Annotated in this window: 27 protein-coding genes and 1 pseudogene; 15 read left to right on the forward strand and 13 right to left on the reverse strand. The window is 62.8% G+C overall.

Annotation, left to right across the window (positions count from 1 at the left end; translation table 11 throughout):
* Positions 1 to 184 precede the first annotated feature (184 nt).
* Together OSW16_RS07295 and OSW16_RS07300 are read left to right on the forward strand one after the other, a co-directional pair.
* Positions 185 to 466: a hypothetical protein gene (locus OSW16_RS07295; RefSeq protein WP_267821922.1), complete on the forward strand. Its 282-nt coding sequence runs from the start codon at positions 185 to 187 to the stop codon at positions 464 to 466.
* Between the two features lie 14 nt (positions 467 to 480).
* Entirely contained in the window at positions 481 to 744 is a 264-nt protein-coding gene (locus OSW16_RS07300) for a DUF3077 domain-containing protein (protein ID WP_267821924.1), read from the forward strand.
* 123 nt (positions 745 to 867) lie between these two features.
* On the opposite strand, the gene kdsA is transcribed toward OSW16_RS07300, so the two are convergent.
* From kdsA to OSW16_RS07315, 3 genes are all read right to left on the reverse strand, one after another.
* Complete coding sequence (gene kdsA, locus OSW16_RS07305) at positions 868 to 1,710, reverse strand: 3-deoxy-8-phosphooctulonate synthase (RefSeq protein ID WP_012313334.1); 843 nt, start codon at positions 1,708 to 1,710, stop codon at positions 868 to 870.
* A gap of 36 nt (positions 1,711 to 1,746) precedes the next feature.
* The gene (locus OSW16_RS07310) at positions 1,747 to 2,586 is read right to left on the reverse strand and encodes a lipopolysaccharide kinase InaA family protein (RefSeq protein ID WP_267821926.1); all 840 of its coding nucleotides are present in this window, start codon (positions 2,584 to 2,586) and stop codon (positions 1,747 to 1,749) included.
* 137 nt (positions 2,587 to 2,723) lie between these two features.
* Positions 2,724 to 3,725 carry an NADP-dependent oxidoreductase gene (locus OSW16_RS07315; protein WP_267821928.1) on the reverse strand — a complete coding sequence of 334 codons (1,002 nt, stop codon included), beginning with the start codon at positions 3,723 to 3,725 and terminating at the stop codon, positions 2,724 to 2,726.
* 297 nt (positions 3,726 to 4,022) lie between these two features.
* Between OSW16_RS07315 and OSW16_RS07320 the strand changes: the two genes are divergently transcribed.
* The 4 genes and pseudogenes from OSW16_RS07320 (at position 4,023) to OSW16_RS27040 (ending at position 7,417) form a co-directional block, all read left to right on the forward strand.
* Positions 4,023 to 4,784, forward strand: a complete 762-nt coding sequence (locus tag OSW16_RS07320; RefSeq protein ID WP_267821929.1) for an SDR family oxidoreductase — start codon at positions 4,023 to 4,025, stop codon at positions 4,782 to 4,784.
* A 120-nt stretch (positions 4,785 to 4,904) separates the two neighbouring features.
* Complete coding sequence (locus OSW16_RS07325; protein ID WP_241802948.1) at positions 4,905 to 5,186, forward strand: hypothetical protein; 282 nt, start codon at positions 4,905 to 4,907, stop codon at positions 5,184 to 5,186.
* Between the two features lie 1,145 nt (positions 5,187 to 6,331).
* Positions 6,332 to 6,508: pseudogene (locus OSW16_RS27035) on the forward strand (hypothetical protein); the annotation flags it as partial.
* Positions 6,509 to 6,712: 204 nt separating this feature from the next.
* Positions 6,713 to 7,417, forward strand: a complete 705-nt coding sequence (locus OSW16_RS27040) for a methyl-accepting chemotaxis protein (protein ID WP_372490477.1) — start codon at positions 6,713 to 6,715, stop codon at positions 7,415 to 7,417.
* A 232-nt stretch (positions 7,418 to 7,649) separates the two neighbouring features.
* On the opposite strand, the gene OSW16_RS07335 is transcribed toward OSW16_RS27040, so the two are convergent.
* Positions 7,650 to 8,840: a benzoate/H(+) symporter BenE family transporter gene (locus OSW16_RS07335; RefSeq protein ID WP_241802950.1), complete on the reverse strand. Its 1,191-nt coding sequence runs from the start codon at positions 8,838 to 8,840 to the stop codon at positions 7,650 to 7,652.
* A 144-nt stretch (positions 8,841 to 8,984) separates the two neighbouring features.
* Here OSW16_RS07335 and OSW16_RS07340 point away from each other — a divergent pair, with 144 nt between their 5' ends.
* The gene (locus tag OSW16_RS07340; RefSeq protein WP_267821935.1) at positions 8,985 to 9,587 is read left to right on the forward strand and encodes a glutathione S-transferase family protein; all 603 of its coding nucleotides are present in this window, start codon (positions 8,985 to 8,987) and stop codon (positions 9,585 to 9,587) included.
* 197 nt (positions 9,588 to 9,784) lie between these two features.
* Here the strand turns inward: OSW16_RS07340 and OSW16_RS07345 are convergent, their stop codons facing one another.
* The 5 genes from OSW16_RS07345 to OSW16_RS07365 form a co-directional block, all read right to left on the reverse strand.
* Positions 9,785 to 10,156, reverse strand: a complete 372-nt coding sequence (locus tag OSW16_RS07345; protein ID WP_267821937.1) for a glutaredoxin family protein — start codon at positions 10,154 to 10,156, stop codon at positions 9,785 to 9,787.
* Positions 10,157 to 10,213: 57 nt separating this feature from the next.
* Positions 10,214 to 10,759 carry a GTP cyclohydrolase I FolE gene (gene folE, locus OSW16_RS07350; RefSeq protein ID WP_241802953.1) on the reverse strand — a complete coding sequence of 182 codons (546 nt, stop codon included), beginning with the start codon at positions 10,757 to 10,759 and terminating at the stop codon, positions 10,214 to 10,216.
* Positions 10,760 to 10,829: 70 nt separating this feature from the next.
* The gene (locus tag OSW16_RS07355) at positions 10,830 to 11,390 is read right to left on the reverse strand and encodes a Smr/MutS family protein (RefSeq protein ID WP_241802954.1); all 561 of its coding nucleotides are present in this window, start codon (positions 11,388 to 11,390) and stop codon (positions 10,830 to 10,832) included.
* Positions 11,391 to 11,486: 96 nt separating this feature from the next.
* Positions 11,487 to 11,807 carry a hypothetical protein gene (locus OSW16_RS07360; RefSeq protein ID WP_241802955.1) on the reverse strand — a complete coding sequence of 107 codons (321 nt, stop codon included), beginning with the start codon at positions 11,805 to 11,807 and terminating at the stop codon, positions 11,487 to 11,489.
* 89 nt (positions 11,808 to 11,896) lie between these two features.
* Positions 11,897 to 12,487, reverse strand: a complete 591-nt coding sequence (locus OSW16_RS07365; RefSeq protein ID WP_012313346.1) for a cysteine hydrolase family protein — start codon at positions 12,485 to 12,487, stop codon at positions 11,897 to 11,899.
* Between the two features lie 179 nt (positions 12,488 to 12,666).
* On the opposite strand from OSW16_RS07365, the gene prmB reads away from it, so the two are divergent.
* On the forward strand, positions 12,667 to 13,575 hold the full coding sequence (prmB, locus tag OSW16_RS07370; protein ID WP_241802956.1) for a 50S ribosomal protein L3 N(5)-glutamine methyltransferase: 909 nt from the start codon (positions 12,667 to 12,669) through the stop codon (positions 13,573 to 13,575).
* A gap of 80 nt (positions 13,576 to 13,655) precedes the next feature.
* Here prmB and OSW16_RS07375 read toward each other — a convergent pair whose 3' ends face one another.
* Positions 13,656 to 14,444 carry a hypothetical protein gene (locus tag OSW16_RS07375; protein ID WP_267821941.1) on the reverse strand — a complete coding sequence of 263 codons (789 nt, stop codon included), beginning with the start codon at positions 14,442 to 14,444 and terminating at the stop codon, positions 13,656 to 13,658.
* A gap of 81 nt (positions 14,445 to 14,525) precedes the next feature.
* Positions 14,526 to 15,488, reverse strand: a complete 963-nt coding sequence (locus OSW16_RS07380; RefSeq protein WP_267821943.1) for an alpha/beta hydrolase — start codon at positions 15,486 to 15,488, stop codon at positions 14,526 to 14,528.
* A gap of 172 nt (positions 15,489 to 15,660) precedes the next feature.
* Between OSW16_RS07380 and aroC the strand changes: the two genes are divergently transcribed.
* The 3 genes from aroC to OSW16_RS07395 all read left to right on the forward strand — a co-directional run bounded on the left by aroC (position 15,661) and on the right by OSW16_RS07395 (position 18,634).
* Positions 15,661 to 16,752, forward strand: a complete 1,092-nt coding sequence (aroC, locus tag OSW16_RS07385; RefSeq protein ID WP_241802959.1) for a chorismate synthase — start codon at positions 15,661 to 15,663, stop codon at positions 16,750 to 16,752.
* Between the two features lie 188 nt (positions 16,753 to 16,940).
* On the forward strand, positions 16,941 to 18,092 hold the full coding sequence (locus OSW16_RS07390; protein ID WP_241803395.1) for an MFS transporter: 1,152 nt from the start codon (positions 16,941 to 16,943) through the stop codon (positions 18,090 to 18,092).
* A 5-nt stretch (positions 18,093 to 18,097) separates the two neighbouring features.
* Positions 18,098 to 18,634 carry an oxidase gene (locus OSW16_RS07395; protein WP_241802960.1) on the forward strand — a complete coding sequence of 179 codons (537 nt, stop codon included), beginning with the start codon at positions 18,098 to 18,100 and terminating at the stop codon, positions 18,632 to 18,634.
* 116 nt (positions 18,635 to 18,750) lie between these two features.
* On the opposite strand, the gene OSW16_RS07400 is transcribed toward OSW16_RS07395, so the two are convergent.
* Positions 18,751 to 19,023, reverse strand: a complete 273-nt coding sequence (locus OSW16_RS07400; RefSeq protein ID WP_012313353.1) for a DUF3509 domain-containing protein — start codon at positions 19,021 to 19,023, stop codon at positions 18,751 to 18,753.
* Positions 19,024 to 19,291: 268 nt separating this feature from the next.
* On the opposite strand from OSW16_RS07400, the gene OSW16_RS07405 reads away from it, so the two are divergent.
* Both OSW16_RS07405 and OSW16_RS07410 read left to right on the forward strand, forming a co-directional pair.
* Positions 19,292 to 19,816: an ankyrin repeat domain-containing protein gene (locus OSW16_RS07405; protein WP_267821946.1), complete on the forward strand. Its 525-nt coding sequence runs from the start codon at positions 19,292 to 19,294 to the stop codon at positions 19,814 to 19,816.
* Positions 19,817 to 19,875: 59 nt separating this feature from the next.
* Positions 19,876 to 20,406, forward strand: a complete 531-nt coding sequence (locus tag OSW16_RS07410) for a hypothetical protein (RefSeq protein ID WP_267821948.1) — start codon at positions 19,876 to 19,878, stop codon at positions 20,404 to 20,406.
* 296 nt (positions 20,407 to 20,702) lie between these two features.
* Here the strand turns inward: OSW16_RS07410 and OSW16_RS07415 are convergent, their stop codons facing one another.
* Positions 20,703 to 21,641 (reverse strand): ZIP family metal transporter, encoded by a 939-nt coding sequence (locus tag OSW16_RS07415; RefSeq protein ID WP_267821950.1) that lies wholly within the window; start codon positions 21,639 to 21,641, stop codon positions 20,703 to 20,705.
* 127 nt (positions 21,642 to 21,768) lie between these two features.
* Here OSW16_RS07415 and OSW16_RS07420 point away from each other — a divergent pair, with 127 nt between their 5' ends.
* Both OSW16_RS07420 and OSW16_RS07425 read left to right on the forward strand, forming a co-directional pair.
* Positions 21,769 to 21,963 (forward strand): PLDc N-terminal domain-containing protein, encoded by a 195-nt coding sequence (locus tag OSW16_RS07420; protein ID WP_267821952.1) that lies wholly within the window; start codon positions 21,769 to 21,771, stop codon positions 21,961 to 21,963.
* 148 nt (positions 21,964 to 22,111) lie between these two features.
* Positions 22,112 to 24,184: an LTA synthase family protein gene (locus tag OSW16_RS07425; protein WP_267821953.1), complete on the forward strand. Its 2,073-nt coding sequence runs from the start codon at positions 22,112 to 22,114 to the stop codon at positions 24,182 to 24,184.
* The last annotated feature ends 93 nt before the right edge of the window (positions 24,185 to 24,277 follow it).

The raw sequence follows: 24,277 nt of genomic DNA on the forward strand, positions 1-24,277 counted from the left end.
TTTTCAGCGATGCGGGCGTGGAAACCCGGACAATCTTCAAGTGCCTGTCGTAATGACAGCTGTATACGGGAGGCCGTCAGGCCTGCCGGGGTTCCTTGAAGACTCGGTTTTCCACCCCGTGTACAGTTGTCGCCCTTCGTGTGGAAACGGCGGTGGCAACTCCTTTAATCTTCAAGGAATTGCTATGAAAAAAATCGTCCCCGATCCACCCCACCATTTCGACCTTCCCTCCGACAAGACCCTCTCCAGCGCCATCAGCGAGCGCATCGTGCCGATCGATCACGTAGTCATGAACGTCACCCACTATCTGATGCTTGCCTACAACCACTGCCACATGGCCCTTTACGCGGTAGAAGACGAAGCCACCCGGGAGTTGATGGTAAACGGCCTGCGGGCCATGCAGATCGCCTGGGGTCAGTCGGATGCGCTCTCGCTGGCCTTGGAACGTACCAGCAGCCTGCATTGAGGGGGAGTAGAGCGATGACTAAAGACGTGACCCATGTCACAGCGGGTGTGACCACGTTCTTCCAGGGTGAACACCAGACTCATCCCTTGTTCCGGATCGAGCCGGGGATACCTTGCCAGGATGCCCGTGAGCAGGCTTCGGAGCTGATGGGGTATGTGCGGGAGCTGACCATCATCGGGCTGATGGATGAGAAGCCGATGATGATCTGGGCTTCGCATTACCTGAGCGCCATGGCCAAGGCGCTGATGGATGATGCCGAGTTGGGGATGAAAGGCTGAGGCTGCCTGGCACAGATCTTCGGGCACTCGATTGCCGTCACGCCGCAATACCCACACCAAGCCCAAAAACAAAAAGGGCCGGTACGCGCGCGTACCGGCCCTTTCACATCACGCCAAAGCGACTCAACCAATAACCAGCGGCGGGAACGACTTCACCAGGTCATCCAGCGCCTTGATCTGCGCCAGGAACGGCTCCAGTTTATCCAGCGGCAATGCGCTCGGGCCGTCGCACTTGGCTTGGTCCGGGTTCGGGTGGGCTTCCAGGAACAGGCCAGCCAGGCCAACGCCCATGCCGGCACGGGCCAGGTCAACCACCTGTTCGCGGCGGCCACCCGAAGCAGCACCCGAAGGGTCGCGGTTCTGCAAGGCGTGGGTTACGTCGAAAATGATCGGCAGGTCATCGCAGGTGCGCTTCATCACACCAAAGCCCAGCATGTCCACAACCAGGTTGTCGTAGCCCATGCAGGTACCGCGGTCGCACAGGATCAACTGGTCGTTACCCGCTTCCTTGAACTTCTGCACGATGTTCTGCATCTGCGAAGGGCTCAGGAACTGAGGCTTCTTGATGTTCACCGGCTTGCCGGTCTTGGCCAGCGCCACCACCAGGTCGGTCTGGCGGGCCAGGAAGGCAGGCAGCTGCAGCACGTCGACCACTTCGGCCACTGGCGCGCACTGGTAGATTTCATGCACGTCGGTGATGATCGGTACGCCGAACTCGGCCTTCACCTTCTCGAAGATGCGCAGGCCTTCTTCCATGCCTGGGCCACGGTAGGAGTGGATCGAGGAACGGTTGGCCTTGTCGAAGCTGGCCTTGAACACGTAAGGAATGCCCAGCTTCTCGGTAACCCGCACGTATTCGGCGCAGGCGGTAAGGGCCAGGTCCTCGGACTCAAGGACATTGATACCGCCGAACAGCACGAACGGGGCGGCGTTGGAACATTCGATGTTCTGGGTAATCTTGATCATTTTCTACTCTATTAAGTCTGGGGTAGCCATGGCGCTCTACCAACGACTTTCGACTACACCGCTGGTGAAGATTTCGCGGCGCTCCAGGCGCCCGATTTCCTCATGCTTGGCAAGCGCGTACACCCGGTTGAAGGCAGCGCGTTGCACATCAGGGAAGTACTCGGCCAGTGCGCATTCTACCGCAGCATCATAGTCCGCTTCGGTTATATAGCGGTAAATTTCTCGGTAGTAGAAAAAGCCGAACTGAAAGCCCAAGGTTTCGCTCATGTAGGCGGTGGGCCCGGAGAAGCTGTTCTCCAGGTCGATGGCCTGCGCTTTTCCTTGTTCCGGAAGCATGACGTTCGCCGCCCACAGGTCCATGTGCGTGACACCCTGGCAGTGCAGGGCGTGCAGGAGTTCGAAGGCTGCCGCGATCACCCGGTGCACGGCCTCGGGGTTTTGGCGCACTGTTGCCAACCCATCCTCGTGCCCGCTCAGTAATTCTGTGATGAGGAAAAAGTCCTGCATCAGGCCGAACCGTGAGCGGCTGTAGCCATAGCCGACCAGCCTGGGCACCCGCGCACCCCGGCGGGCCGCTTCGCGGGTGTTGATCAGTTCTTCGAGAGACCAGTCATACATGCCGTTGCGCTTGGGCTGGCCACGCTGCATGCGCAGCTTCTTTTTCAGCGAATCGAGCTTTTCCCGTTTGGTGAACAGCAGGCTTTGGGTGCATTGAAGCGGTGCGCTGACCCGCTTGGAGCTGGCTGTCTGCTCGATCAGCCGTTCGAAGGCTAGCCGTGTATGTACGGCAATAGGGGCCTGAAGATGCAGGGTGGTGCTGCGATGGCGCAGGGTATGGGGATATTCGTTCTGCCAGATTTGTGAATCGCCAACCACACCCTCGTCCCTTGTAGTATCAATGAGCCATATAACTTAGTGTTTAATACTACAGATCTTTCACATTTTTCCTACAAGTTCTTAACAATACCTGACATTGAAATGTGCTAGGGGCCGCATGAGCGGCCCCCTGTAGTTCAAACCTTCAACACCAGCTTGCCGAAGTTTTCTCCGCTGAACAGCTTGAGCAGGGTTTCTGGGAACGTCTCCAGCCCCTCGACCACGTCCTCCTTGCTCTTGACCTTGCCAGTGGCCAGCCAGCCGGCGATTTCCTGCGCGGCCTTGCCGTACTCCTTGGCATGGTCCATCACCACGAACCCTTCCATGCGTGCACGGTTCACCAGCAGCGCCAGGTAGTTGGCCGGGCCTTTGACGGCTTCTTTGTTGTTGTATTGGCTGATCGCGCCGCAGATCACGATGCGCGCCTTGAAGTTGATGCGGGTAAGCACAGCGTCGAGGATCTCGCCGCCGACGTTGTCGAAGTACACGTCAACGCCCTTGGGGCATTCGCGCTTCAGGCCGGCCAGCACGTCTTCGGCCTTGTAGTCGATGACGCCGTCGAACCCCAGTTCATCCTTGAGGTACTGGCATTTCTGCGCGCCGCCGGCAATGCCCACCACGCGGCAGCCTTTGATCTTGGCTATCTGGCCGACGATGCTGCCTACGGCGCCGGCGGCACCGGAGATGACCACGGTGTCACCTGCCTTGGGCTGGCCGACGTCGAGCAGGGCGAAGTAGGCGGTCATGCCGGTCATGCCCAGGGCTGAGAGGTAGCGGGGCAGGGGGGCAAGGTTGGGGTCGATCTTGTGCAGGCCCTGGGGCTCGCCGGTGAAGTAGTCCTGCACGCCGAGGGCGCCGCTGACATGGTCGCCGGGTTTGAAGTCGGGGTGGTTGGAGGCCACCACTTCGCCTACGCCCAGGGCGCGCATGACCTGGCCGAGTGCCACGGGCGGGATGTACGACTTACCTTCATTCATCCAGCCGCGCATGGCCGGGTCCAGCGACAGGTACAGGTTGCGTACCTGGATTTGACCTTCGCCGGGTGCATCGGCAGGGGCCGTCTCGAAGGTGAAATCGTCACGGCGCACGGCGCCAGTGGGGCGTTTGGCCAGCAGGAAACGGCGGTTGGTCTGGGTCATGGCGGGGGTCCTTGTGGGCAGGAAGCAGAGGGGTAAATTTAACGTGGTGATGCCAACAGGTCTGCAAAATCACTGGTAAGCATGGTAGCTCAACCGCTGGCTTGATGATGCTGCCCAGTGAGGGAGAAGGCTGACTAGACTTCGACTGCAGAAGTGTGGGGCTGTTGCAGGGCCTTGTGGGGGCTGCGCTGGCGAGCGCTGCGCGCTCGATCGCCGGCAAGCGCGGCTCCCACATCTACCTCACATCTACTTCACATCACATCACATTGAAAATCGCACCCATTATTGGAGCACTCGATGAGCATGACCTTTTCCGGCCAGGTAGCACTGGTCACTGGCGGTGCGGCGGGTATCGGCCGGGCGACGGCGCTGGCATTTGCAGGGGAGGGCCTCAAGGTGGTGGTGGCCGACCTCGACCCGGTCGGCGGTGAGGGCACCGTGGCGTTGATCAACGAGGCCGGTGGGCAGGCCATGTTCGTGGCCTGTGACGTGACCCGTGACGCTGATGTGCGCCGGCTGCATGAGCAGGTCATTCAGGCCTACGGTCGGCTGGACTACGCCTACAACAATGCCGGTATCGAGATCGAGCAGGGGCGGCTGGCCGAGGGCAGCGAGGCAGAGTTCGATGCCATCATGGGCGTCAACGTCAAGGGGGTGTGGCTGTGCATGAAGTACCAGCTGCCGCTGTTGCTGGCCCAGGGTGGCGGGGCGATCGTCAACACCGCCTCGGTGGCAGGCTTGGGTGCGGCGCCTAAGATGAGCATCTATAGCGCGTCCAAGCATGCGGTGATCGGCCTGACCAAATCGGCGGCCATCGAATATGCCAAGAAGGGCATCCGGGTGAATGCGGTGTGCCCGGCGGTGATCGATACCGACATGTTCCGCCGCGCCTACGAGGCGGACCCGCGCAAGGCCGAGTTCGCGGCCGCAATGCACCCGGTGGGGCGCATCGGCAAGGTCGAGGAAATCGCCAGTGCCGTGTTGTACCTGTGCAGTGATGGGGCGGCGTTCACGACCGGGCACAGCCTGACGGTGGATGGCGGGGCTACGGCTATTTGAAAAGGCAGCTGCGCCGACAGGGCGATGGTACTGAGTTTGATTCTCTGTGATAGGGTAGAGGCAAGAACTGGATCGTAGGTGATCGGTCTTACGATGACGTCACATCATCTAAGGACAGCAATGAAACACGTAGTTTTGTTCTTGGCCATTCTCGCGATTGCAGGGTGCGTGGCAACTGCTAAGACCGAGGTTAGAAAAGGTCGTAAGGGCTTGCATATCAATTGCTCAGGCTTATCGTCATCGTGGGACAAGTGCTATAGCAAGGCGGCGCAGTCCTGTGGGGCGCGGGGTTACAAAGTTGTCGCTCGCTCGACCAGTGACGACGAAGAGGAAGGTGATTTCCTGTTCGGCATCAACCCTGCGGGTTATACCAGCCGTAGCATGATTGTCATCTGCAAATGATGCCCTTTTAAGTCACTTTACGATGTCGTGCTCACCCCAGGCTGATCGTGCGGCAGTGCGTTCTGTCTACAAACATATTTGTCAGGGCGCAACTGGTCTGCGCATCGATGTCGCTCATGGGCAGGGTTCCCGCGCTGGGGCCTTGTTTTCGCATCTGTGGCGACCCTCAGCACGCTGATTGCGACACGCTCATAGCTATTTGACACTATTGGCCACTTCAGCCCTTGTGAGTCCAGCGCAATCATTGCCACGCTTGGCCTTTGGCAAATCCTCAGAGCAGGGGGCGGCGTATGGAGACGAGCAGGCGGGGTTTTCTGGCCAACCTGGGTATGGCCCGCAAGCTGGGCCTGGGCTTTGCCTTGGTACTGCTGCTGACGTTGGCGGTGGCGGCTATCGGCATTGCCGCGCTGTACAGCGTCGGCCAGCATTTCGGCGGCCTGCGCCAGCTGGGCCAGTTCAATACCGACCTGCTCAAGTTGCGCCAGCATGAACAGGCCTTTGCCCTGCGCTCCGATATCAAGGAGGCAGAGGCTTTGCGCAGCGGCCTGCACAACCTCAGCGAACGTACCCGCAGCCTGCCGGCTCTGGCGGCGGCCGAAGCGGACCTGGCGGCGTATGGCCAGGCTTTCGAAGCCTTTGTCGAAGCGGTGCAGGCCAAGGAGCTGGCGCTGGACACGGCCAGTTGGTCGGTCTCCAGCGTGGCCAACAACCTTGATGTATTGCAGGCCGGCCTGGCCGATGACGGCACCTACACGCTCAAACAATCACAAGGCCAGCAAGGCGGCGAGTTCCTGGAGCAGGCCGCGCAGGTGGCTCAGGTATCTCGCTTGATGCTGCAGGCCATGGACGAGGCGCGCGTACGCCTGGACCAGAGCCGCAAGGGCGAGGAAGGTGCAGGCGCAGGGCGCATCGCCCAGACCGTTGAAGCGGCAGGGCTGGTCGAGCAGCTCAAGGCGGCGGTTAGCGATGCGGGCTACCAGAGCGTGCTGGGCGAGGTGCAGGGGCATATCGCCGGCTTCTCGGACAAACTCAATGAGTACACCGACCTGCTCGCTAAAGAGCAGGGTATCAAGGCGCAACTGCAGGCGCGTGCAGAGCAGGCCACGCAGCGGGTCGACCGGGCTTATGCGGCGGACGAGCAAGCGATGCAGGGTGAGCTGACGCGCAATGCCTTGGCCATTGCCTTGGCTACCGGGCTGGCGCTGCTGGTGGGTGTGCTGGCGGGGTGGTTGATCACGCGGGCGGTGGTCGGCCCGCTGAAACGGGTGATTGGCCGGGCCCAGCGCATCGCTGCCGGGGAGCTGACCCTGGACGCGGAAGCTGCGCGCAACGATGAAGTGGGCCAGTTGATGCAGGCGATGCAGCAGATGGCTGCCGGGCTGTCGGGCATCGTCAGCGGCTTGCAGCAAGGCATCGAGCAACTGGCTGGCAGTGCCCAGGCGCTGTCTGCGGTGACGGAGCAGACCAACCGCGAAGTGGGCAGCCAGAAGGAAGAGACCGAGCAGGTGGCTACCGCCATGCAGCAGATGACCGCCACCGTGCACGATGTGGCGCGCAATGCTGAGGAAGCGGCACTGGCGGCGCAGGCTGCTGACGAAAAGGTTGATTCGGGCCAGGTGGTGGTGCGCCAGAGCATGCAGCGTATCGAGCAACTGGCGGCGGCGGCGGAGGCGGCCAGCGCTGGTATCGACAGCCTCAGCGCCGAGATCCACACCATTGGCGATGTGCTGGAAGTGATCAAGAGTGTCGCCGAGCAGACCAACCTGCTGGCGCTCAATGCCGCCATCGAAGCGGCGCGGGCGGGCGAGCAGGGCCGGGGTTTTGCTGTGGTGGCCGATGAAGTGCGGGCGTTGGCGCGGCGTACCCGCCAGTCCACCGAGGAGATCGAGCGGTTGGTTGCCAGCCTGCGCGGCAATGCCCAGCAGTCGGTGGCGCAGATCCGTGGCAGTACTGACCTGGTACGCCTGGCGGTGGCCGATGCGCTGCAAACCGAAAGCGCCTTGGGCAGTATTGCGGCGGCGGTGTCGTTGATTCAGCAGATGAACCAGCAGATTGCTGCGGCGGCAGAGCAGCAGAGCTCGGTGGCTGAGGAGATCAGTCGCAGCGTTACCCAGATCCGTGGGAGTGCCGATCAGGCGGCGTTGGCCATGCAGGGCAATGCCCGGTCAAGTATCGAGTTGGCGCAGTTGGGCAGTGACCTGAAGGGGATGGTAGGGCATTTTCGTTTGTGACCGTCTGTAACGGCCCTATCGCCGGCAAGCCGGCTCCCACCGGTTGGGTGGAGTCCTCCTGAAAGTGAATGGGGCCCGAAAGTGGACTGTCTTCAATAATGGACTGCCTCCAAGACATTGGATGAGGGGCAAATGTCTTGGAGGCAGCCCAGGTACACCACAGCCTTCAAGGCTTGCGCTGTACCTGTGGGAGCCGGCTTGCCGGCGATGGGGCTGGCACAGCCCCCTTCGATCACCCCCTGCGCGGGCTGAGAATCAGCAGGGTCAGCACCCCCGCCACAATCCCCCAGAATGCCGAGCCAATCGAAAACAGGGTCAACCCCGAAGCCGTGACCATGAAGGTGATCAGCGCGGCCTCTCGCTCGCGCGCCTCACCCATCGCCACCGTCAGGCCGTTCATGATCGAGCCGAACAGCGCCAATGCCGCAATGGACAGCACCAGCTCCTTCGGCAATGCAGCGAACAACGCCGCCAGGGTGGCGCCGAACACCCCGGCAATGCCATAGAAAATCCCGCACCACACTGCCGCTGTATAGCGCTTGGCAGGGTCTTCATGAGCATGCGGCCCAGTACAGATCGCCGCGCTGATGGCCGCCAGGTTGACCCCGTGCGAGCCGAACGGCGCCAGCAGCAGTGAGGCAAAGCCCGTGGCTGAGATCAATGGCGAGGCCGGCACCTGATAACCATCGGCACGCAACACGGCAACGCCCGGCATGTTTTGCGAGGTCATGGCCACCACGAACAGTGGGATGCCGATGCTGATGGTCGCGGCCAGCGAGAAGCTGGGCGTGGTCCACACCGGGGTGGCCACTTCCAGCTGGAAGCCGCTGAAGTCCAGCAAGCCCAGTGCGCCGGACAGCGCCGTGCCCACCAGTAACGCTGCCAGCACGCAGTAGCGGGGCGACAGGCGTTTGACCAGCAGGTAACTGAAGAACATGCCCAGCACCAGCAGCGTGCGGTGCTGCGCCGCGACGAAGATTTCACTGCCGATCTTGAACAGGATGCCGGCCAGCAAGGCCGAGGCCAGTGATGCCGGGATACGTTTGACCAGGCGTTCGAAGCTGCCAGTCAGGCCGCAGATGAGCACCAGCACGGCACAGGTGATGTAGGCACCGATGGCCTCGCCGTAGCTGACCCCGCCCAGGCTGGTGATCAACAGCGCAGCGCCGGGTGTCGACCAGGCTACGGTGATCGGGGTGCGGTAGCGCAGTGACAGGCCGATGCTGCAGACCGCCATGCCGATGGACAGGGCCCAGATCCACGACGAGATCTGTGCCGTTGAAAGGCCCGCGGCCTGGCCAGCCTGGAACATCAGCACCAGCGAGCTGGTGTAGCCGGTGAGCATGGCGATGAAGCCGGCGACGACGGCCGACGGTGAGCTGTCTGCCAGGGGCCGCAGGCGTGCGGAGGTGGCATCGGTCATGGGGTGAGTCCTTGTCCATGTGTAAGCAGTTTTTGCAGACTAACGCGCGCTGGATTGATCCTTGCGATACAGCGGGCATTGCTTTTAGCCGTACAGTCGCCAACTATTGGGCACGATTGCGCAACTGCATGGGAGGGAGGGGCGATGTACAAGGTCTATGGCGACTACCAGTCGGGCAACTGTTACAAGGTCAAGCTGATGCTCAGCCTGCTGGACAGCCCTTATGAATGGCATCCGGTGGATATCCTCAAGGGCGAGACCCAAACGCCTGAGTTTCTGGCGATGAACCCCAATGGCAAGGTGCCGGTGCTGCAGCTGGAGGACGGCACCTGCCTGTGGGAGTCCAACGCCATTCTCAATTTCCTGGCAGATGGCAGCGAGTACCTGCCCAGCGAGCCGCGCTTGCGTACCCAGGTACTGCAGTGGCAGTTTTTCGAGCAGTACAGCCATGAGCCTTACATAGCCGTGGCGCGGTTCATCCAGTTCTACCTGGGGTTGCCTGATGAGCGCGTGGACGAATACCGCAAGCTGCACAAGGGCGGCTACAAGGCATTGAAGGTGATGGAGCGGCAGTTGCAGATGACGCCGTATCTGGTGGGCGAGCAGTATTCGATTGCCGATGTGGCGTTGTATGCCTACACCCATGTGGCGCATCAGGGTGGGTTTGACCTGGCTGAGTACCCGGGGGTGCGGGCTTGGTTGGACCGGGTGGCAGCGCATCCTCGGCATGTGCCGATGGTGGGTTGAGGCATTACCGCCCTATCGCCGGCAAGCCAGCTTCCACATGGATTTGCGCCGGCTTTTAGAAATTGAGCAAGACAGTTGCTTCCACAGGTAAAGCGCAGGCCTGAAGACCTGCGCGGTAGCGGTGCGAGCAACGTCCTGGAAGCCAACACCATCCTTGTGGGAGCCGGCTTGCCGGCGATCGGGCCAAATAAGGCGTATCAGGCCGACGCGAAGCGCTTGTCCAGGTAGGCAATGATTGCCTTGGACTCATACATCCAGGTCACATTGCCTTGCTCTTCAATGCGCAAGCACGGCACTTTCACCCGGCCGCCACCTTCGAGCAGCGCCTGGCGGTGCGCCGGGTCGTTCTTCGCATCGCGCAACGCCACTGGCACATTCAGGCGGTGCAGGGTGCGGCGGGTTTTCACGCAGAACGGGCACGCATGGAACTGGTACAGCGCAAGGCCCTTGGCCTGCTGCTCGACCTGCGCCTGGGCCGCGGCATCACGCTTGCGCTTGGCCGGGCGGCTGATCAGGTCGCCGAACACGATGAGCTGGCCGAGGCCGACCCGCAAGGCTTTGACGATCATCTGCAACTCCTGAAAAGAAAAAGCCGACCCACAGGGCCGGCTCGGGTCACGCGCCGATCATTTGATCAGGCCGAGGAACTCCATGCGCGTGGCCGGGTTGTCGCGGAATTCGCCAAGCATCACCGAAGTGAGCATGGTCGAGTTCTGCTTCTCCACACCGCGCATCATCATGCACATGTGCTTGGCTTCGATAACCACCGCCACACCCGCAGCGCCGGTCACCTGCTGCACGGCATCGGCGATCTGACGGCTGAGGTTTTCCTGGATCTGCAGGCGGCGGGCGTACATGTCGACGATCCGCGCGACCTTGGACAGGCCCAGTACCTTGCCCTTGGGCAGGTAGGCCACGTGCGCCTTGCCAATGAACGGCAGCATGTGGTGTTCGCACATCGAATACAGCTCGATGTCCCGGACCAGCACCATTTCGCTGTTGTCGGAGGTGAACAGTGCGCCGTTGGTCACTTCTTCCAGCGTCTGCTCATAACCGCGGCAAAGGTACTTCATGGCCTTTGCAGCCCGCTTGGGCGTGTCGAGCAGGCCCTCACGGGAGACGTCCTCGCCGATCTGGCTGAGGATCTCGGTGTAGTTCTGTTCCAGGGACATGTATCTACCTGTGGGAAAAAATCGCAAAAACGAAGGTTACGGCGGCAAAGCCTGCGCTGCAAGCGCGGCGTTACTCGTCGCGGCCTTCCATCATGGTTCGTTTGAGCATTACGTACACGGCACCGGTGCCGCCATGGCGAGCCTGGCAGGAGGTGAAACCGAGCACCTGCGGGTGCTGGCGCAGCCAGGTGTTGACGTGGCTCTTGATCATTGGGCGCTTGCCATCCAGGCGTGCGGCCTTGCCGTGGGTCACGCGCACGCAGCGTACTTCCAGCTTGGTAGCCTCGGCAATGAACGCCCACAAGGTTTCGCGGGCCTTCTCGACCGTCATACCGTGCAGGTCGAGGCTACCCTCGAAGGCGATCTGGCCGAGTTTGAGCTTGCGCAGCTGGGTTTCCTGCACGCCGTCGCGGCGCCACATCAACTCGTCTTCGGCACCCACGTCGATCACGAACTGGTCGGACAGCCCGTCGATCACCAACGTCTGGTCACTGCGCACGGTCGCCGCCTGGCGCAGGCCAGCCAGCTGCTTGCGGTCAGCCTTGGGTTTGCCGACCTCGGCACGGTCGTGCTTGATCGGCTTGACGCCGCGCACCTCGGCGCTGAACAGGGAAAAATCGTCGTCTTGCATGGTGCCTCCACGTGGGCGGCGTAGTTTACGCGATCAACCCTGTGGCGTCAGCAATGCCCCTGCCCTCGGCAGGGCAGGGGCGCTTGGGCTAAGCGTTCAGTCGTGCTTTTTCATCAGGTGCGGCGACATGTTCAGCTCCCGCCCGCGGCGCAGGCGAATGCGGCTGCGCCGCCAGAAGCGCACGCCCAGGTACAGCAGCAACAGCCCGGCCACGCTCAGGGTAATCGAAAGCGGGCGGTTGGCATTGAGCTCGGCAAAGGCTGGGTAATTACCCAGCAGCCCAGCGATGCCGGCCATGGCCAGCAGCACACCGAAGGTGGCTAGCAGCGCCGACAGGCCGGCGGCCAGGCGGGCGCCCCAGTTGCTTGGTTGGCGCTGGCGCAGGCGTTTGGCGTCGAAACTGCCTTTGAGTTTCATTCCGATTTCCTCTGTGGATATCCGGAATTCGACCCGCAACCGGCCCCCTGGTTCCGCCCGGCTGCCGGGCGGTGGTCAGCTCGCCAGGCTCAGATCAGGCTGGCGGTGGGGGCGACGCAGGCGAAGTTGTCGGCCATGACGGCCATTTCGCACTCGTGAATCTGCGCAGCGGGAATCACGCGGTCTTTCAAGGCCAGGTCGCGGGTCGCCGAAGCGTCTTGCACCAGGGTGCAACGATAACCATAGTCCTTGGCCCGGCGTACGGTGGTGCTGACGCTGGAATGGCTCATGAAGCCGCAGACGATCAGGTCCAGGTGCCCCAGCTCCTGCAGGGTTTCGTGCAGCTTGGTGTTCTTGAAGGCATTTGGCATGCGCTTTTCGATGATTATTTCACCGTCGCGTGGCTCCAGCCCCGGGATGAATTCACCGGCAGGGCCTTGTGGGTCGAAGCGGCCGCCGACGGTACCGAGGTGGCGGACGTGGATGATCGGACGGCCAGCCTTGCGGGCGGCGTCGAGCAACCTGGCGATGTTGGCCACGGCCTCGTCCATGCCCGACAGCGCGAGCGGACCACTGAGGTACTCTTTTTGCGCATCGATGACGATCAGGCTGGCTTGGCTCAGCTTGGCCGGCGGGTAATCGCGACCAGTGAGGCGGAACATCGTGGTTGGAACGGACATCAAGGGCTCCTTGGAAGGGCTTTTGTATCGCTATTCTCCCTTGCCTTGGCGCCAATGGGAATGGTTGACAACCAAATCTGCGCAGTTACTGGCCTGTGGCTACCCACTGGGCGATCCGCAGGAACATTTGTGCGGTGCGGGCTGTTAGACTTTTGTCCAGATATCAATAGGAGTACCCCGTGATCACATCTCGTCTGCGCACCTTGCGCGACCATATCCGCTGGGCAGTCAGCCGCTTCCACGAGCACGAGCTGTTTTTCGGCCATGGTGCCGACAACGCCTGGGATGAAGCCCGCCTGCTGGTGCTGGGCGCCGTGCACCTGCCGTGGGAAATCGCCGACAGCTACCTGGATTGCCAGCTTGAGGACGACGAGCGTGTACGCCTGCAGCACCTGCTCAAGCGCCGTATCGAAGACCGTGTACCCACGGCATACCTGTTGGGTGAGGCGTGGTTCTGCGGTATGTCATTCATCGTGGACGAGCGTGTGCTGGTACCGCGTTCGCCGATCGGCGAGCTGATCGAAAATCGCTTCGAGCCGTGGCTGGCCAGCGAGCCTGCGCGCATTCTCGACCTGTGCACCGGCTCGGGTTGCATCGGTATCGTGGCGGCCGAGGTGTTCCCCGAGGCCGAGGTGGTGTTGGCCGACCTGTCCTTCGAAGCGCTTGAAGTGGCCAACCAGAACATCGAGCGCCACGGCCTGGACGAGCGTGTGTACACGGTGCAGGGCGACGGCTTTGCGGGCCTGCCTGGGCAGCGCTTCGACCTGATCCTGTCCAACCCGCCGTATGTCGATGCCGAGGACTTCGGCGACATGCCGGCTGAGTATCACCACGAGCCGAAGATGGGCCTGGCCTGCGGCAACGATGGCCTGGACCTGGTGCGGCGCATGCTGGCCGAGGCGGCCGAACACCTGACTGAGAAGGGCCTGCTGATTGTCGAGGTGGGCAATAGCCAGGTGCATGTCGAGCAACTGTACCCGGAGGTCGACTTCGCCTGGCTGGACTTCGAGCGCGGTGGGCATGGGGTGTTCATGCTGACGGCAGAGCAGTGCCGGCAGCATCAGGAACTGTTCAAGGCCCGCCTCTGATCGGGGCTTGACGGGATAGGAGCATGCCCAGGTTGCACGGTCTCGACCGCTGCAACACCCGTGGCATGTACCCGCCCGCGCTAGCGGGTGGCAATCCAGATCAGCAACCCTGCCTGGAACACCGCGAACGCCACCAGGCAGGTAATGGTAAAGCGCAGCCCGCTATCCTCGCGGCGGTACTTGGCCACCCGCTCATCGCGCTCGCGCAGTTGCGCTTCCTTTTCCAAAAGGTTCTGCTCGGCCTGCTGCAGCATCCCGGCCGCTTCGAGCATGGTCACCCGTTGCACTTTCTCACTGTTCCAGCCGCCCTTGAGCTGGCCCACCGTGGCCTCCACCGTGCGGCCTTTGAGGTGCTGCCCGTCGGTGTACTCGACCTCAAGGCCGGTCGCGGTCAGGAAGCGGTCGCGGCGCAGGCGCGTGTCCTCGTTCAGCGCGTCCTTGTTCGGCAGCGCCATGCCTTCAATGTGGTAGTGCGGCCACTTGCGCTGCAACCACTGCACCGCCTGGGCCAGCATGAAGCGCCCCAGGCCGCGGTTCAGTGGCTCCAGCTGCAGGCCGCTGTCGCTGCCGATGCTCACCCGCCGCTCGAGGTGGTCGACCCGCACATCCAGTTGGTTCTGCTCCTTGCGCACCTTCTGCCCGGGCAGGTGGATTTCCATGCGCAGCAGGCTGTGCGCCTTGTCGTGGCGCTCGGCGTGGCCGAACTCGACGAAACGCAGCGGCCGAGCGCCGCTGTTGCGGTCGGTGGGCAGCGGCGCCAGGCGCAGCAGCTGAAAGTGTTCTACTGCCAGGTCAGCCCAGGGCAGCACGGGGCTGTCCGGGGCTTGCGGCTCTTCGGCCGGCTCTACGGCGGCGGGGGCGTCGGTCATCAGGGCGTTCTCACATGCAAGCCAATACCGAGCTTATCGGCCGTATCGCCCAGGACCTGAGGCCATTGTGCAGCGATCTCCTCAGGCTGAGGGCAACTGATGAATGAAGGTCACCACCCGCTCACCCAGCTCACGGGCCAGCGGCAGTTCAGGGTTCAGGTAGCTGTCGCGCTGTTCGCTCATGGCTTTGGGGCTGATGCGCAGCATGTGGTTCATGCCGTCGATCAGTACCAGCTGGGCATCGGGTTTGGCCGCCTTCAGGCGTTCGGCATCGGCCACATCGACCTGCACGTCGTTGCGGCCCTGGATGATCAGCGCCGGCATCGGCAGGCGGGCGAAGGCCTTGGCCGGGTCCTGGCGGAACAGTGAGATCAGGTAGGGCTGCACGCTGGGGCGGAAAACCTGACGCAGGGGCGCGGGTACATCCAGGCTGGTCTGCCCGGCCTGCAGGCGGTCGAGCAGGGCGCTGGTGCGGGCCAGTTGCGCGGGTGGCATGCGCTGCGCCAGTTGCTCGCGCAGCACATCGGCAATGGGCCGGCCGCTGCCGGCCAGGGTGATTACCGCGCTGGCGCCGGCCTGCTCGGCGGCCAGGCTGGCGATCAGTGCGCCTTCGCTGTGGCCGACCAGTATCAGCGGGCCGAAGCGCGGGTCAGCCTTGAGCTTGCGGCTCCAGGCCACCACGTCGGCAACGTAACGCTCGACACTGAGGTTGCGCTCATCGGGGGTGGCCGGCAGGCTGGCGGCCACGCCGCGCTTGTCGTAGCGCACGCTGGCAATGTGCTCATTGGCCAGCAGCAGCGCCAGGCGCTTGAGGTTGTCGATACGCCCCGAGGCCGGGTTGTTGCCGTCGCGGTCGGTGGGGCCGGAGCCGGCGATGATCAGTACCACAGGGGGTGGTGTGGCCTGCTGCGGCAACAGCAGGCTGCCATGCAGCACGCCCTGGCCTGTGTCCAGGTCGATAGGGCGTTGCAGGACGGTGGGTGAGGCTGCCTGGGCAAGGCCGGTGCACAGCAGGAGGAACAGGGCGACGAAGCGCGGCATCATGCGGTACTACATGGGGAGATGTGGCGTTTGACCCAATGTTCGTGGGAAGGTTCGGCAGATGGCAGGGCGATGATCGCTTCTCGCCGGCAGCCGGTGACAGGGCGCTCACAGAGCGGCGTTCCATCTGTATACTGCTGCTCTCGTCAATTTCAGGCAGACTCGCGGAGCGTCCATGTCCGGCAATACCTACGGCAAGCTGTTCACTGTCACCACCGCTGGCGAAAGCCATGGCCCGGCGTTGGTCGCCATTGTCGATGGCTGCCCTCCGGGCCTGGAACTCTCCCTCGCCGACCTGCAGCACGACCTCGACCGGCGCAAGCCCGGTACCAGCCGGCACACCACCCAGCGCCAGGAACCGGACGAAGTGGAGATCCTCTCCGGCGTGTTCGAGGGCCGTACCACCGGTTGCTCGATCGGCCTGCTGATCCGCAACACCGATCAGAAGTCCAAGGACTACTCGACGATCAAGGACCTGTTCCGCCCGGCCCACGCCGACTACACCTACCACCACAAGTATGGCCTGCGCGACTACCGCGGCGGTGGCCGCAGCTCGGCCCGTGAAACTGCCATGCGCGTGGCGGCCGGTGCCATCGCCAAGAAGTACCTGGCCACCCAGGGCATTCAGGTGCGCGGCTACATGAGCCAGTTGGGGCCGATCGAAATCCCCTTCAAGACCTGGGATTCGGTGCAGGACAACGCCTTCTTCAGCCCCGACCCGGACAAGGTGCCAGAGCTGGAGGCTTACATGGACCAGCTGCGCCGCGACCAGGACTCGGTCGGGGCGAAAATCACCGTGGTGGCCGAGGGCGTGATGCCGGGCTTGGGTGAGCCGATTTTCGATCGCCTGGACGCGGAGCTGGCCCATGCGCTGATGAGCATCAACGCGGTGAAGGGCGTTGAAATCGGTGCCGGCTTCGCCAGCATCGCCCAGCGCGGCACCGAGCACCGCGACGAGCTGACCCCTGAAGGCTTCCTCAGCAATAATGCGGGGGGGATTCTGGGCGGTATCAGCTCGGGCCAGCCGATCGTCGCCCACCTGGCGCTCAAGCCGACCTCCAGCATCACCGTGCCGGGCCGCTCGATCGACGTGGACGGCAACCCGGTCGATGTCGTCACCAAAGGCCGTCATGACCCGTGCGTTGGCATTCGCGCAACGCCGATCGCCGAGGCGATGATGGCCATCGTGCTGATGGATCACCTGCTGCGTCACCGGGCGCAGAATGCCGAAGTGAAGGTCGCTACTCCGGTTCTGCGCCAGCTCTGATTCGACAGTACCGGCCCCATCGCCGGCAAGCCGGCTCCCACCGGGATCGCGCCAGCTTTTAGGTGTTGAGCAAGACAGCTGCCCCGCAATGTCCAGCGGGGCCAGCTCTGATTTCACGTGCTGCCCCAGTGGGAGCCGGCTTGCCGGCGATAGGGTCGGTACAGGCAATATCCCTTTCTGGCTGAGCCCTGATGACTGCAATCCCCTACTGGCGCCTGTCCAGCTTCTACCTCTTCTACTTCGCTCTGCTGGGTTCGACAGCCCCATTCCTGGCCCTGTACTTCGACCACCTCGGCTTCCCCCCGGCGCGTATCGGCGAGCTGGTGGCCATCCCTATGCTGATGCGCTGCGTCGCGCCCAACCTGTGGGGCTGGTTGGGTGATCGCAGCGGCCAGCGGCTGCTGATCGTGCGCCTCGGCGCGCTGTGTACCCTGGCCACCTTTGCACTGATCTTCTTCGGCAAAAGCTACGCCTGGCTGGCGATGGTCATGGCCCTGCACGCGTTCTTCTGGCATGCGGTGCTGCCGCAGTTCGAGGTGATCACCCTGGCCCATCTGCACGGGCAGACGGCGCGCTACAGCCAGGTGCGCCTGTGGGGTTCGATCGGTTTCATCCTCACCGTGGTCGGGCTTGGGCGGTTGTTCGAATGGCTGAGCCTCGATATCTACCCGGTCGCCCTGGTGACCATCATGGCGGGCATCGTCGCGGCCAGCCTGTGGGTGCCCAATGCCCAGCCGGTGGAGCAGGGCGAGCGGCGCGGCGCGGGCGGCTTTCTGCGCCAGTTGCGGGCGCCTGGGGTGGTTGCCTTCTACCTCTGCGTGGCATTGATGCAGCTCAGCCATGGGCCTTACTACACCTTCCTCACGTTGCACCTGGAGCACCTGGGCTACAGCCGCAGTGCCATCGGCCTGCTCTGGGCGCTGGGAGTGGTCGCTGAAGTACTTGTCTTCATGGCCATGAGCCGCATCTTCACGCGCTTCAGTGTGCAGCAAGTGCTGCTGGCCAGCTTCCTGTTGGCCGCCCTGCGCTGGCTGCTGCTGGGTAACCTGGCGGGCGAGCCGGGTGTGTTGGTTTTCGCCCAGGTGCTGCACGCGGCCACGTTCGGCTGCTTCCATGCCGCCTCCATCGCGTTCGTCCAGGCCAGCTTCGGTGCCCGTCAGCAAGGCCAGGGCCAGGCATTGTATGCGGCGCTGTCGGGCACCGGCGGTGCGCTGGGGGCATTGTATTCGGGCTACAGCTGGAAGCTGCTGGGCCCCACGTTCACCTTTGGTATGGCCAGCGCCGCAGCGCTTGCGGCAGCCGTTATCATTGCCACTCGTTCGAAATCGACCAGGACCTGACGCTGATGAGCATCCTCTGTGTATTCCACCCGTCCAGCCCGGCCTTGCCGAACAAGGTATTGACCCACCACGACGACATTGCCGCAACGTTGGCAGAGCAGGGCGTGCGTTTTGACCACGCTGCGCTGGCGCTGCGCATTCGGCCAGGCAGCAGCGAGGAAGAGGTGATGAGCACCTGCCGCGAACACCTTGACCGGCTGATGACTGCCCAAGGCTGCACAGCCTTCAGTGTGCTCAACCGCGACGGTGCCGACCCGGCGCAGGTCGACTTGCGCGATGAGCATGTGCATGACGTGGACGAAGTGTTTGCCGTGATTACAGGCCGCGCCCAAATCGGGCTGCGCCTGGGTGACTATGTGTATGCGCTGGTGTGTGAGAAAGGCGACCAGTTGGTGATCCCGGCAGGGAGCCGGCGCTGGGTGGAGCTGGGGGACAATCCGTTTTGCCTGGCACTGCGTTTGTACACCAGTGAGCAGGGCTTGCAGCCACGCTTTACCGGGGATGAAACAGCGCGGGCCTACGCAGGCATCGACGAGTTCTAGTGTCCGCTCCGGCCCCTCGTGGGCAAGCCTGTGCCTACAGAAACCCCGCCATCCCTATGGGCAATGCAGTTTCTGAGGGCGCAGGTTTACCCGCGAGCGGCCGGTGCAGACAAAACTCAACGATAGGTCGGCAGCGCGAAACGCTGCTGGCTTTGCAGCATCGAAATCACCGGCAATTCACTGGCTTGCTCGGCCAGGTCGCGGCGGATGGCGCTGATCGCCCAGGACAGCTGTTCGGCGCTGTGCAGTTGCCCGTAGGTCAGCACGCGACGGGTAACCCGGCCATCAGTGGCGCGCAGCGTCAGCAGGATGCCGCCATCGGGGCGAGGCTGGGTGGTGACCTGGTAGGCCGAGAACACCGAGACGAACTTTTCCTGAATGAGGTCCATATCAACTCCTGACTGATGTGTGGGCAGACGTGAGTTGATAATTGCAGTGACCGTGCCAAACCTCGTGCTTCGTAAAAATCCTTTATTTTCAGCGGCTTAGGGTAATCTACCGAGAGGCGGTTCCGTGCAGGCTGCATGGTCGTGCATTTTGCACAGTGCATTTTGCACGAGGTGGTCGATGCCTATCGACGCTATAGATTCTGAACCTTTGACCTGCTTGGCTTGCCTGACAAACACTTGGGCAATCTTTTCTGCCAGGAGGTTCCAGATGTCTGAACAACAAGCACCCGCCGCCATGACCGATGACGAGACCGCAGCGTTCGCCGAGCAGGTCTTCGAGCGTGCCCGCCAGGGGGATGCCGAGATGCTCGAGCGTCTTCTGGCCAGTGGCTTGCCGGCCAATCTGCGCAACCATAAAGGCGACACGCTGCTGATGTTGGCCAGCTACCATGGCCACCATGATGCGGTTCGTGTTTTGCTGAGCCATGGCGCCGACCCGCTGGTTGCCAACGACAACGGCCAGCTTCCGATCGCGGGTGCTGCGTTCAAGGGTGACCTGGCCATGATCCAGCTTTTGCTGGACCACGGCGTGCCGGTCGACGCCGCTGCGCAGGATGGGCGTACCGCGCTGATGCTGGCGGCGATGTTCAACCGTGTAGAGATTCTTGACCACCTGCTGGCCCAGGGGGCCGACCCGGCACGCCAGGATGCGCGCGGTGCCACTGCGCTGATGGCGGCGAATACCATGGGCGCAGTCGACACCGCTGCGCGCTTGCAGGCGCTAGCCGGCTAACGGCCTGGGGGCGTTTGCGGCTATCCTTGGCGACTTTTCACCCGTCGCAGGCCCCCTTCATGAAAAACCAGTTGCTCGAATTCATCAGCCTGATCGGCGCCGGCTGCATGCGCGATGAAGACATCGAGCGCATCGCCGACGAGGCCGCGCAGGCCTACGCCGACCCCGCTGCCTTCCTCGCCGCCAACCCGGACATCAACTACGACGACAGCTTCCCGATCCCGCTGGGCGAGTGGGTAGTGCTCGGCAGCCTGCCGGACACCGTGGTGTTCCAGGCCGACAGCTATCAGGAGCTGTTCCAGCACATCTGCTGTTCGTTCGACAAGAGCGTACCGTTCACCCTCAAGCCCAAGCAGCTTGCGCGTACCGAGCCGTTGACGGCGCTCAATCGCATCCAGGTGCAGATGGCCGCGTTGAACAAAGAGGCTGGTGGTTATGTGCTGCTCAACTTCAGCCAGTTGCTCGATGATGAGCTGCAGGTGGTGATGGTTGGCCAGAACGACCTGGCGCGGGTGCTGGAACTGGGGGCTGAGCTGGGGATCAAGGTAGAGCCTGCCTTGGAGGCGTTGAAGGTCGCTGTTCACGTCTGACGTTCAGGGCTGTGGCCACCGGCCCTATCGCCGGCAAGCCGGCTCCCACCACGACCGCGCAGTTCTTACGGCCAGCGCTTCACCTGTGGATGCAACCGTCCTGACCAATTGTTCAGGGGTGTGGCCACCGGCCCTATCGCCGGCAAGCCGGCTCCCACCACGACCGCGCAGTTCTTGAGGCCTGCGCTTCACCTGTGGATGCAACCGTCTTGCCCAATTCCTGAAAACCAGCGCAAATCCATGTGGGAGCCGGCTTGCCGGCGATCACCGGCGAAGCCGGTGCCATCCTGCGCTGTTCAACCCAGCGCAGTATCCAGAAACATCATCACCGCAAACCCGCCCATCACCCCCAGCGTGGCCGCCGTCTGATGCCCATTGCGGTGAGTCTCGGGTATCACCTCGTGAGACACCACGAACAGCATCGCCCCTGCCGCCAGCCCCATGCTGATGGGGTAGGCGAGGGCGAAACCAGTGGAGATCCCCAGCCCGATCACCGCGCCCAAGGGCTCCATCAGGCCCGAGCCAATCGCCACCAGCGCGGCCTTGAAGTTGGACAACCCGGTCGCGCGCAAGGCAAGCGCCACGGCCAGGCCCTCGGGGATGTCCTGAATGGCAATGGCGCTGGTCAGTGGCAGGCCGACCGTCATGTCGCCATTGGTGAAGCTCACGCCAATGGCCATGCCCTCGGGCAGGTTGTGCAGGGTGATCGCCAGCACGAATAACCACACCCGGCTGACGCGCTCAGCCTGGGGCCCGCAGGGGCCTGTGCTTTCGTGTTCGTGTGGAGTGAAGCGGTCGAGCCCGAGCATCAGCAGCACACCCAGGCCCATGCCCAGCACCACGGTAAAGGCAGCGGCCGGGCCGTTGCCGGTAATTTCGCGGGCAGCCTCGAGCCCCGGCAAAATCAATGAGAACGAACTGGCGGCCAGCATCATGCCCGCCGCAAAGCCGAGCATCACGTCCTGGCTGCGTGCGCTGACATCGCGCAGCACCACGGCCAGTACAGCGCCCAGCGCCGTGGCACCGAAGCCGGACAGCCCGCCGAGCAGCGCCAGGTGCAGGTTGTCGGCATGTTCGCCGTTGACGGCGTTCCAGAAACTCGCCGCCAGCAGCACGATGATCGCCAGCAAGCTCACGCCCAGGCCCGCGCTGAGCCACGGCGTGTTGGCTGCCTGCTGGCGCCAGGCGCTCAACAAGGAGTGCGAGGCGGGGGTTTGGGTCTGTGCTGGGGGCATGCGAACCTCGAATCTGTGAATGCTTGCAGTCTATCCAGTGACAGGCACGGCAGGCCAAGGATTCCCTTCTATCGACGTGATAGCTGACTATGCTCGGCCACAGTGACGTTACAAAGGAGTTTTTGCCATGGGTTCGACGTTCAACGGGCTGGTTGGCCTGATCATTCTGGCGCTGGATATCTGGGCAATCCTCAATGTGATCAAGAGCGGCACCAGGCTGGGGGTCAAACTGCTGTGGATCCTGCTGATCGCCTTGCTGCCGGTGATCGGCCTGGTGATCTGGGCCATTGCCGGTCCCAGGGGCAGTGTCCGCCTTGGATAGGGGCATTTTGCTGGCGCAGACAAAACCAGCAACAGCCTCGTGACAAAATTTTCACATTGGTTTAAAGAGAATCCGCACCCGCACAATGCTGCGTTGGTCTAGCACCGGCGCCATCCCGCAAACACGCAATCCTAGGATCTCTCCATTCATGGCTAACACGGATGCCTTGAACCAACAGGGCGCGCGAGCCTTTTCGCCGACCTTGAAATCGCACTTGGCCTATACGCTGTTGTGTGCCCTGGTGATCATGCTGATGCTCAGCCTGGTACGCCTGGCGCTGCTGGTCTACAACAGTGACATGATCGGCGACACCCCTTACTCCACCGTTGCCGAAGGCTTCTTCAACGGTTTGCGCTTCGACCTGCGCGTGGTGGTGTACCTGAGCATCCCGTTGCTGCTGGCAACCCTGAGCCCATGGGCCATGGCCCGGCGTGGCCTGTTCCGCCTCTGGCTGACCATCTCCGCGAGCGTGGTGATGTTCCTCGGCCTGATGGAGCTGGACTTCTACCGCGAATTCCACCAGCGCCTCAACGGCCTGGTCTTCCAGTACATCCAGGAAGACCCGAAAACCGTCATGAGCATGCTCTGGTACGGTTTCCCGGTGGTCCGCTACCTGCTGGCCTGGCTGTTCGGCACCTGGCTGCTGAGCCTGGTGTTCAAGGGTATCGACCGCCTGACCCGTGGTGTCGGTGGTGATGGTGTTGCGCTGCAGCGCAGTGTTGCACCTTGGTATCACCGCCTGGCCGTGTTCATGGTCATCCTGCTGGTGGCAGTGGTTGCCGCCCGTGGCACCCTGCGCCAGGGCCCGCCGATGCGCTGGGGCGATGCCTTCACTACCGACTCCAACTTCGTCAACCAGCTGGGCCTCAACGGTACCCTGACCCTGATCGACGCTGCCAAGAGCCGCTTCGGTGAAGACCGTGCCAACATCTGGAAGCCGGTGCTCGAGCAGGACCTGGCTACGCAGACGGTACGTGAACAGCTGCTGACCCCCTACGACACGCTTGTCGATACCGACGAGGCTCCCGTGCGCCGGGACTTCGTGCCGCCGGCCGAAGGCACCTTGCCGGTCAAGAACGTGGTGGTGATCCTCATGGAGAGCTTCGCCGGCCATTCGGTAGGCGCGCTGGGCAGCCCGAACAACATCACCCCGTACTTCGACAAGCTGGCCAAGGAGGGGGTGTTGTTCGACCGCTTCTTCTCCAACGGTACCCATACCCACCAGGGCATGTTCGCGACCATGGCCTGCTTCCCCAACCTGCCGGGCTTCGAGTACCTGATGCAGACCCCGGAAGGCGGGCACAAGCTGTCGGGCCTGCCGGCGCTGCTGAGCGCTCGTGACTACGACGATGTGTACGTCTACAACGGTGATTTCGCCTGGGACAACCAGTCCGGTTTCTTTGGCAACCAGGGCATGACCACCTTCATCGGCCGCAACGACTTCGTCGACCCGGTGTTCTCCGACCCGACCTGGGGCGTTTCCGACCAGGACATGTTCGACCGGGGCCACGAAGAACTGGCCAAGCGTGATGGCAGCAAGCCGATCTACGCGCTGCTGCAGACGCTGTCCAACCACACGCCGTATGCCTTGCCCAAGGACCTGCCGGTGGAGAAGGTCACAGGCCAGGGCCGCCTGGACGAGCACCTGACTGCCATGCGCTACTCCGACTGGGCGCTGGGCCAGTTCTTCGAGAAGGCGCGCAAAGAGCCGTACTTCAAGGACACCTTGTTCGTCATCGTTGGCGACCATGGTTTCGGCAACCACCAGCAGGTCACCGAGCTGGACCTGGGCCGCTTCAACGTGCCGCTGCTGCTGATCGCGCCGGGTATCCAGGAGAAGTTCGGTGCGGTCAACCACACCGTGGGCACCCAGGTCGACATCGTGCCGACCATCATGGGCCGCCTGGGTGGCAAGGCACGGCACCAGTGCTGGGGCCGCGACCTGCTCAACCTGCCTGAGGGCGACCAGGGCATTGGCATGATCAAGCCGTCGGGCAGTGAGCAGATCGTTGGCCTGGTGCAGGGTGACCGCATCCTGATCGAGTCCAAGGACATGACACCGCGCCTGTACCGCTACCAGCTGGGCAGCGAGTTCAAGGCCGAGCTGATCGAAAGCCCGGACCAGCCGCAGATGCTCAAGCAGCTCGAAGCGTATATCCAGACCGCGACCAAGAGCTTGCTCGACAACACGGCCGGTGTGGTGCACGGCACACCGAAGTAACCTGCCAAGGGGCCGCTCTGCGGCCCCATCGCCGGCAAGCCGGCTCCCACCACGACCGCGCAGTCCTTCAGGTCTGCGCTTCACCTGTGAAAG

The sequence above is a fragment of the Pseudomonas putida genome (assembly GCF_026625125.1).
GTDB lineage: Bacteria > Pseudomonadota > Gammaproteobacteria > Pseudomonadales > Pseudomonadaceae > Aquipseudomonas > Aquipseudomonas putida_X.

Excerpts from the sequence above, each read along its gene's own strand:
- OSW16_RS07425 (WP_267821953.1), top strand. The coding sequence starts at position 22,112 with ATGGCTAACACGGATGCCTTGAACCAACAGGGCGCGCGAGCCTTTTCG.
- OSW16_RS07335 (WP_241802950.1), bottom strand. The coding sequence starts at position 8,840 with ATGACCGATGCCACCTCCGCACGCCTGCGGCCCCTGGCAGACAGCTCA.
- OSW16_RS07355 (WP_241802954.1), bottom strand. The coding sequence starts at position 11,390 with ATGCAAGACGACGATTTTTCCCTGTTCAGCGCCGAGGTGCGCGGCGTC.
- OSW16_RS07295 (WP_267821922.1), top strand. The coding sequence starts at position 185 with ATGAAAAAAATCGTCCCCGATCCACCCCACCATTTCGACCTTCCCTCC.
- OSW16_RS07325 (WP_241802948.1), top strand. The coding sequence starts at position 4,905 with ATGAAACACGTAGTTTTGTTCTTGGCCATTCTCGCGATTGCAGGGTGC.
- OSW16_RS27040 (WP_372490477.1), top strand. The coding sequence starts at position 6,713 with ATGACCGCCACCGTGCACGATGTGGCGCGCAATGCTGAGGAAGCGGCA.
- OSW16_RS07320 (WP_267821929.1), top strand. The coding sequence starts at position 4,023 with ATGAGCATGACCTTTTCCGGCCAGGTAGCACTGGTCACTGGCGGTGCG.
- OSW16_RS07375 (WP_267821941.1), bottom strand. The coding sequence starts at position 14,444 with ATGACCGACGCCCCCGCCGCCGTAGAGCCGGCCGAAGAGCCGCAAGCC.
- kdsA (WP_012313334.1), bottom strand. The coding sequence starts at position 1,710 with ATGATCAAGATTACCCAGAACATCGAATGTTCCAACGCCGCCCCGTTC.
- aroC (WP_241802959.1), top strand. The coding sequence starts at position 15,661 with ATGTCCGGCAATACCTACGGCAAGCTGTTCACTGTCACCACCGCTGGC.
- OSW16_RS07420 (WP_267821952.1), top strand. The coding sequence starts at position 21,769 with ATGGGTTCGACGTTCAACGGGCTGGTTGGCCTGATCATTCTGGCGCTG.
- OSW16_RS07315 (WP_267821928.1), bottom strand. The coding sequence starts at position 3,725 with ATGACCCAGACCAACCGCCGTTTCCTGCTGGCCAAACGCCCCACTGGC.
- OSW16_RS07365 (WP_012313346.1), bottom strand. The coding sequence starts at position 12,487 with ATGTCCGTTCCAACCACGATGTTCCGCCTCACTGGTCGCGATTACCCG.
- OSW16_RS07345 (WP_267821937.1), bottom strand. The coding sequence starts at position 10,156 with ATGATCGTCAAAGCCTTGCGGGTCGGCCTCGGCCAGCTCATCGTGTTC.
- folE (WP_241802953.1), bottom strand. The coding sequence starts at position 10,759 with ATGTCCCTGGAACAGAACTACACCGAGATCCTCAGCCAGATCGGCGAG.
- OSW16_RS07400 (WP_012313353.1), bottom strand. The coding sequence starts at position 19,023 with ATGGACCTCATTCAGGAAAAGTTCGTCTCGGTGTTCTCGGCCTACCAG.
- OSW16_RS07405 (WP_267821946.1), top strand. The coding sequence starts at position 19,292 with ATGTCTGAACAACAAGCACCCGCCGCCATGACCGATGACGAGACCGCA.
- OSW16_RS07360 (WP_241802955.1), bottom strand. The coding sequence starts at position 11,807 with ATGAAACTCAAAGGCAGTTTCGACGCCAAACGCCTGCGCCAGCGCCAA.
- OSW16_RS07410 (WP_267821948.1), top strand. The coding sequence starts at position 19,876 with ATGAAAAACCAGTTGCTCGAATTCATCAGCCTGATCGGCGCCGGCTGC.
- OSW16_RS07300 (WP_267821924.1), top strand. The coding sequence starts at position 481 with ATGACTAAAGACGTGACCCATGTCACAGCGGGTGTGACCACGTTCTTC.
- OSW16_RS07415 (WP_267821950.1), bottom strand. The coding sequence starts at position 21,641 with ATGCCCCCAGCACAGACCCAAACCCCCGCCTCGCACTCCTTGTTGAGC.
- OSW16_RS07340 (WP_267821935.1), top strand. The coding sequence starts at position 8,985 with ATGTACAAGGTCTATGGCGACTACCAGTCGGGCAACTGTTACAAGGTC.
- OSW16_RS07395 (WP_241802960.1), top strand. The coding sequence starts at position 18,098 with ATGAGCATCCTCTGTGTATTCCACCCGTCCAGCCCGGCCTTGCCGAAC.
- OSW16_RS07380 (WP_267821943.1), bottom strand. The coding sequence starts at position 15,488 with ATGATGCCGCGCTTCGTCGCCCTGTTCCTCCTGCTGTGCACCGGCCTT.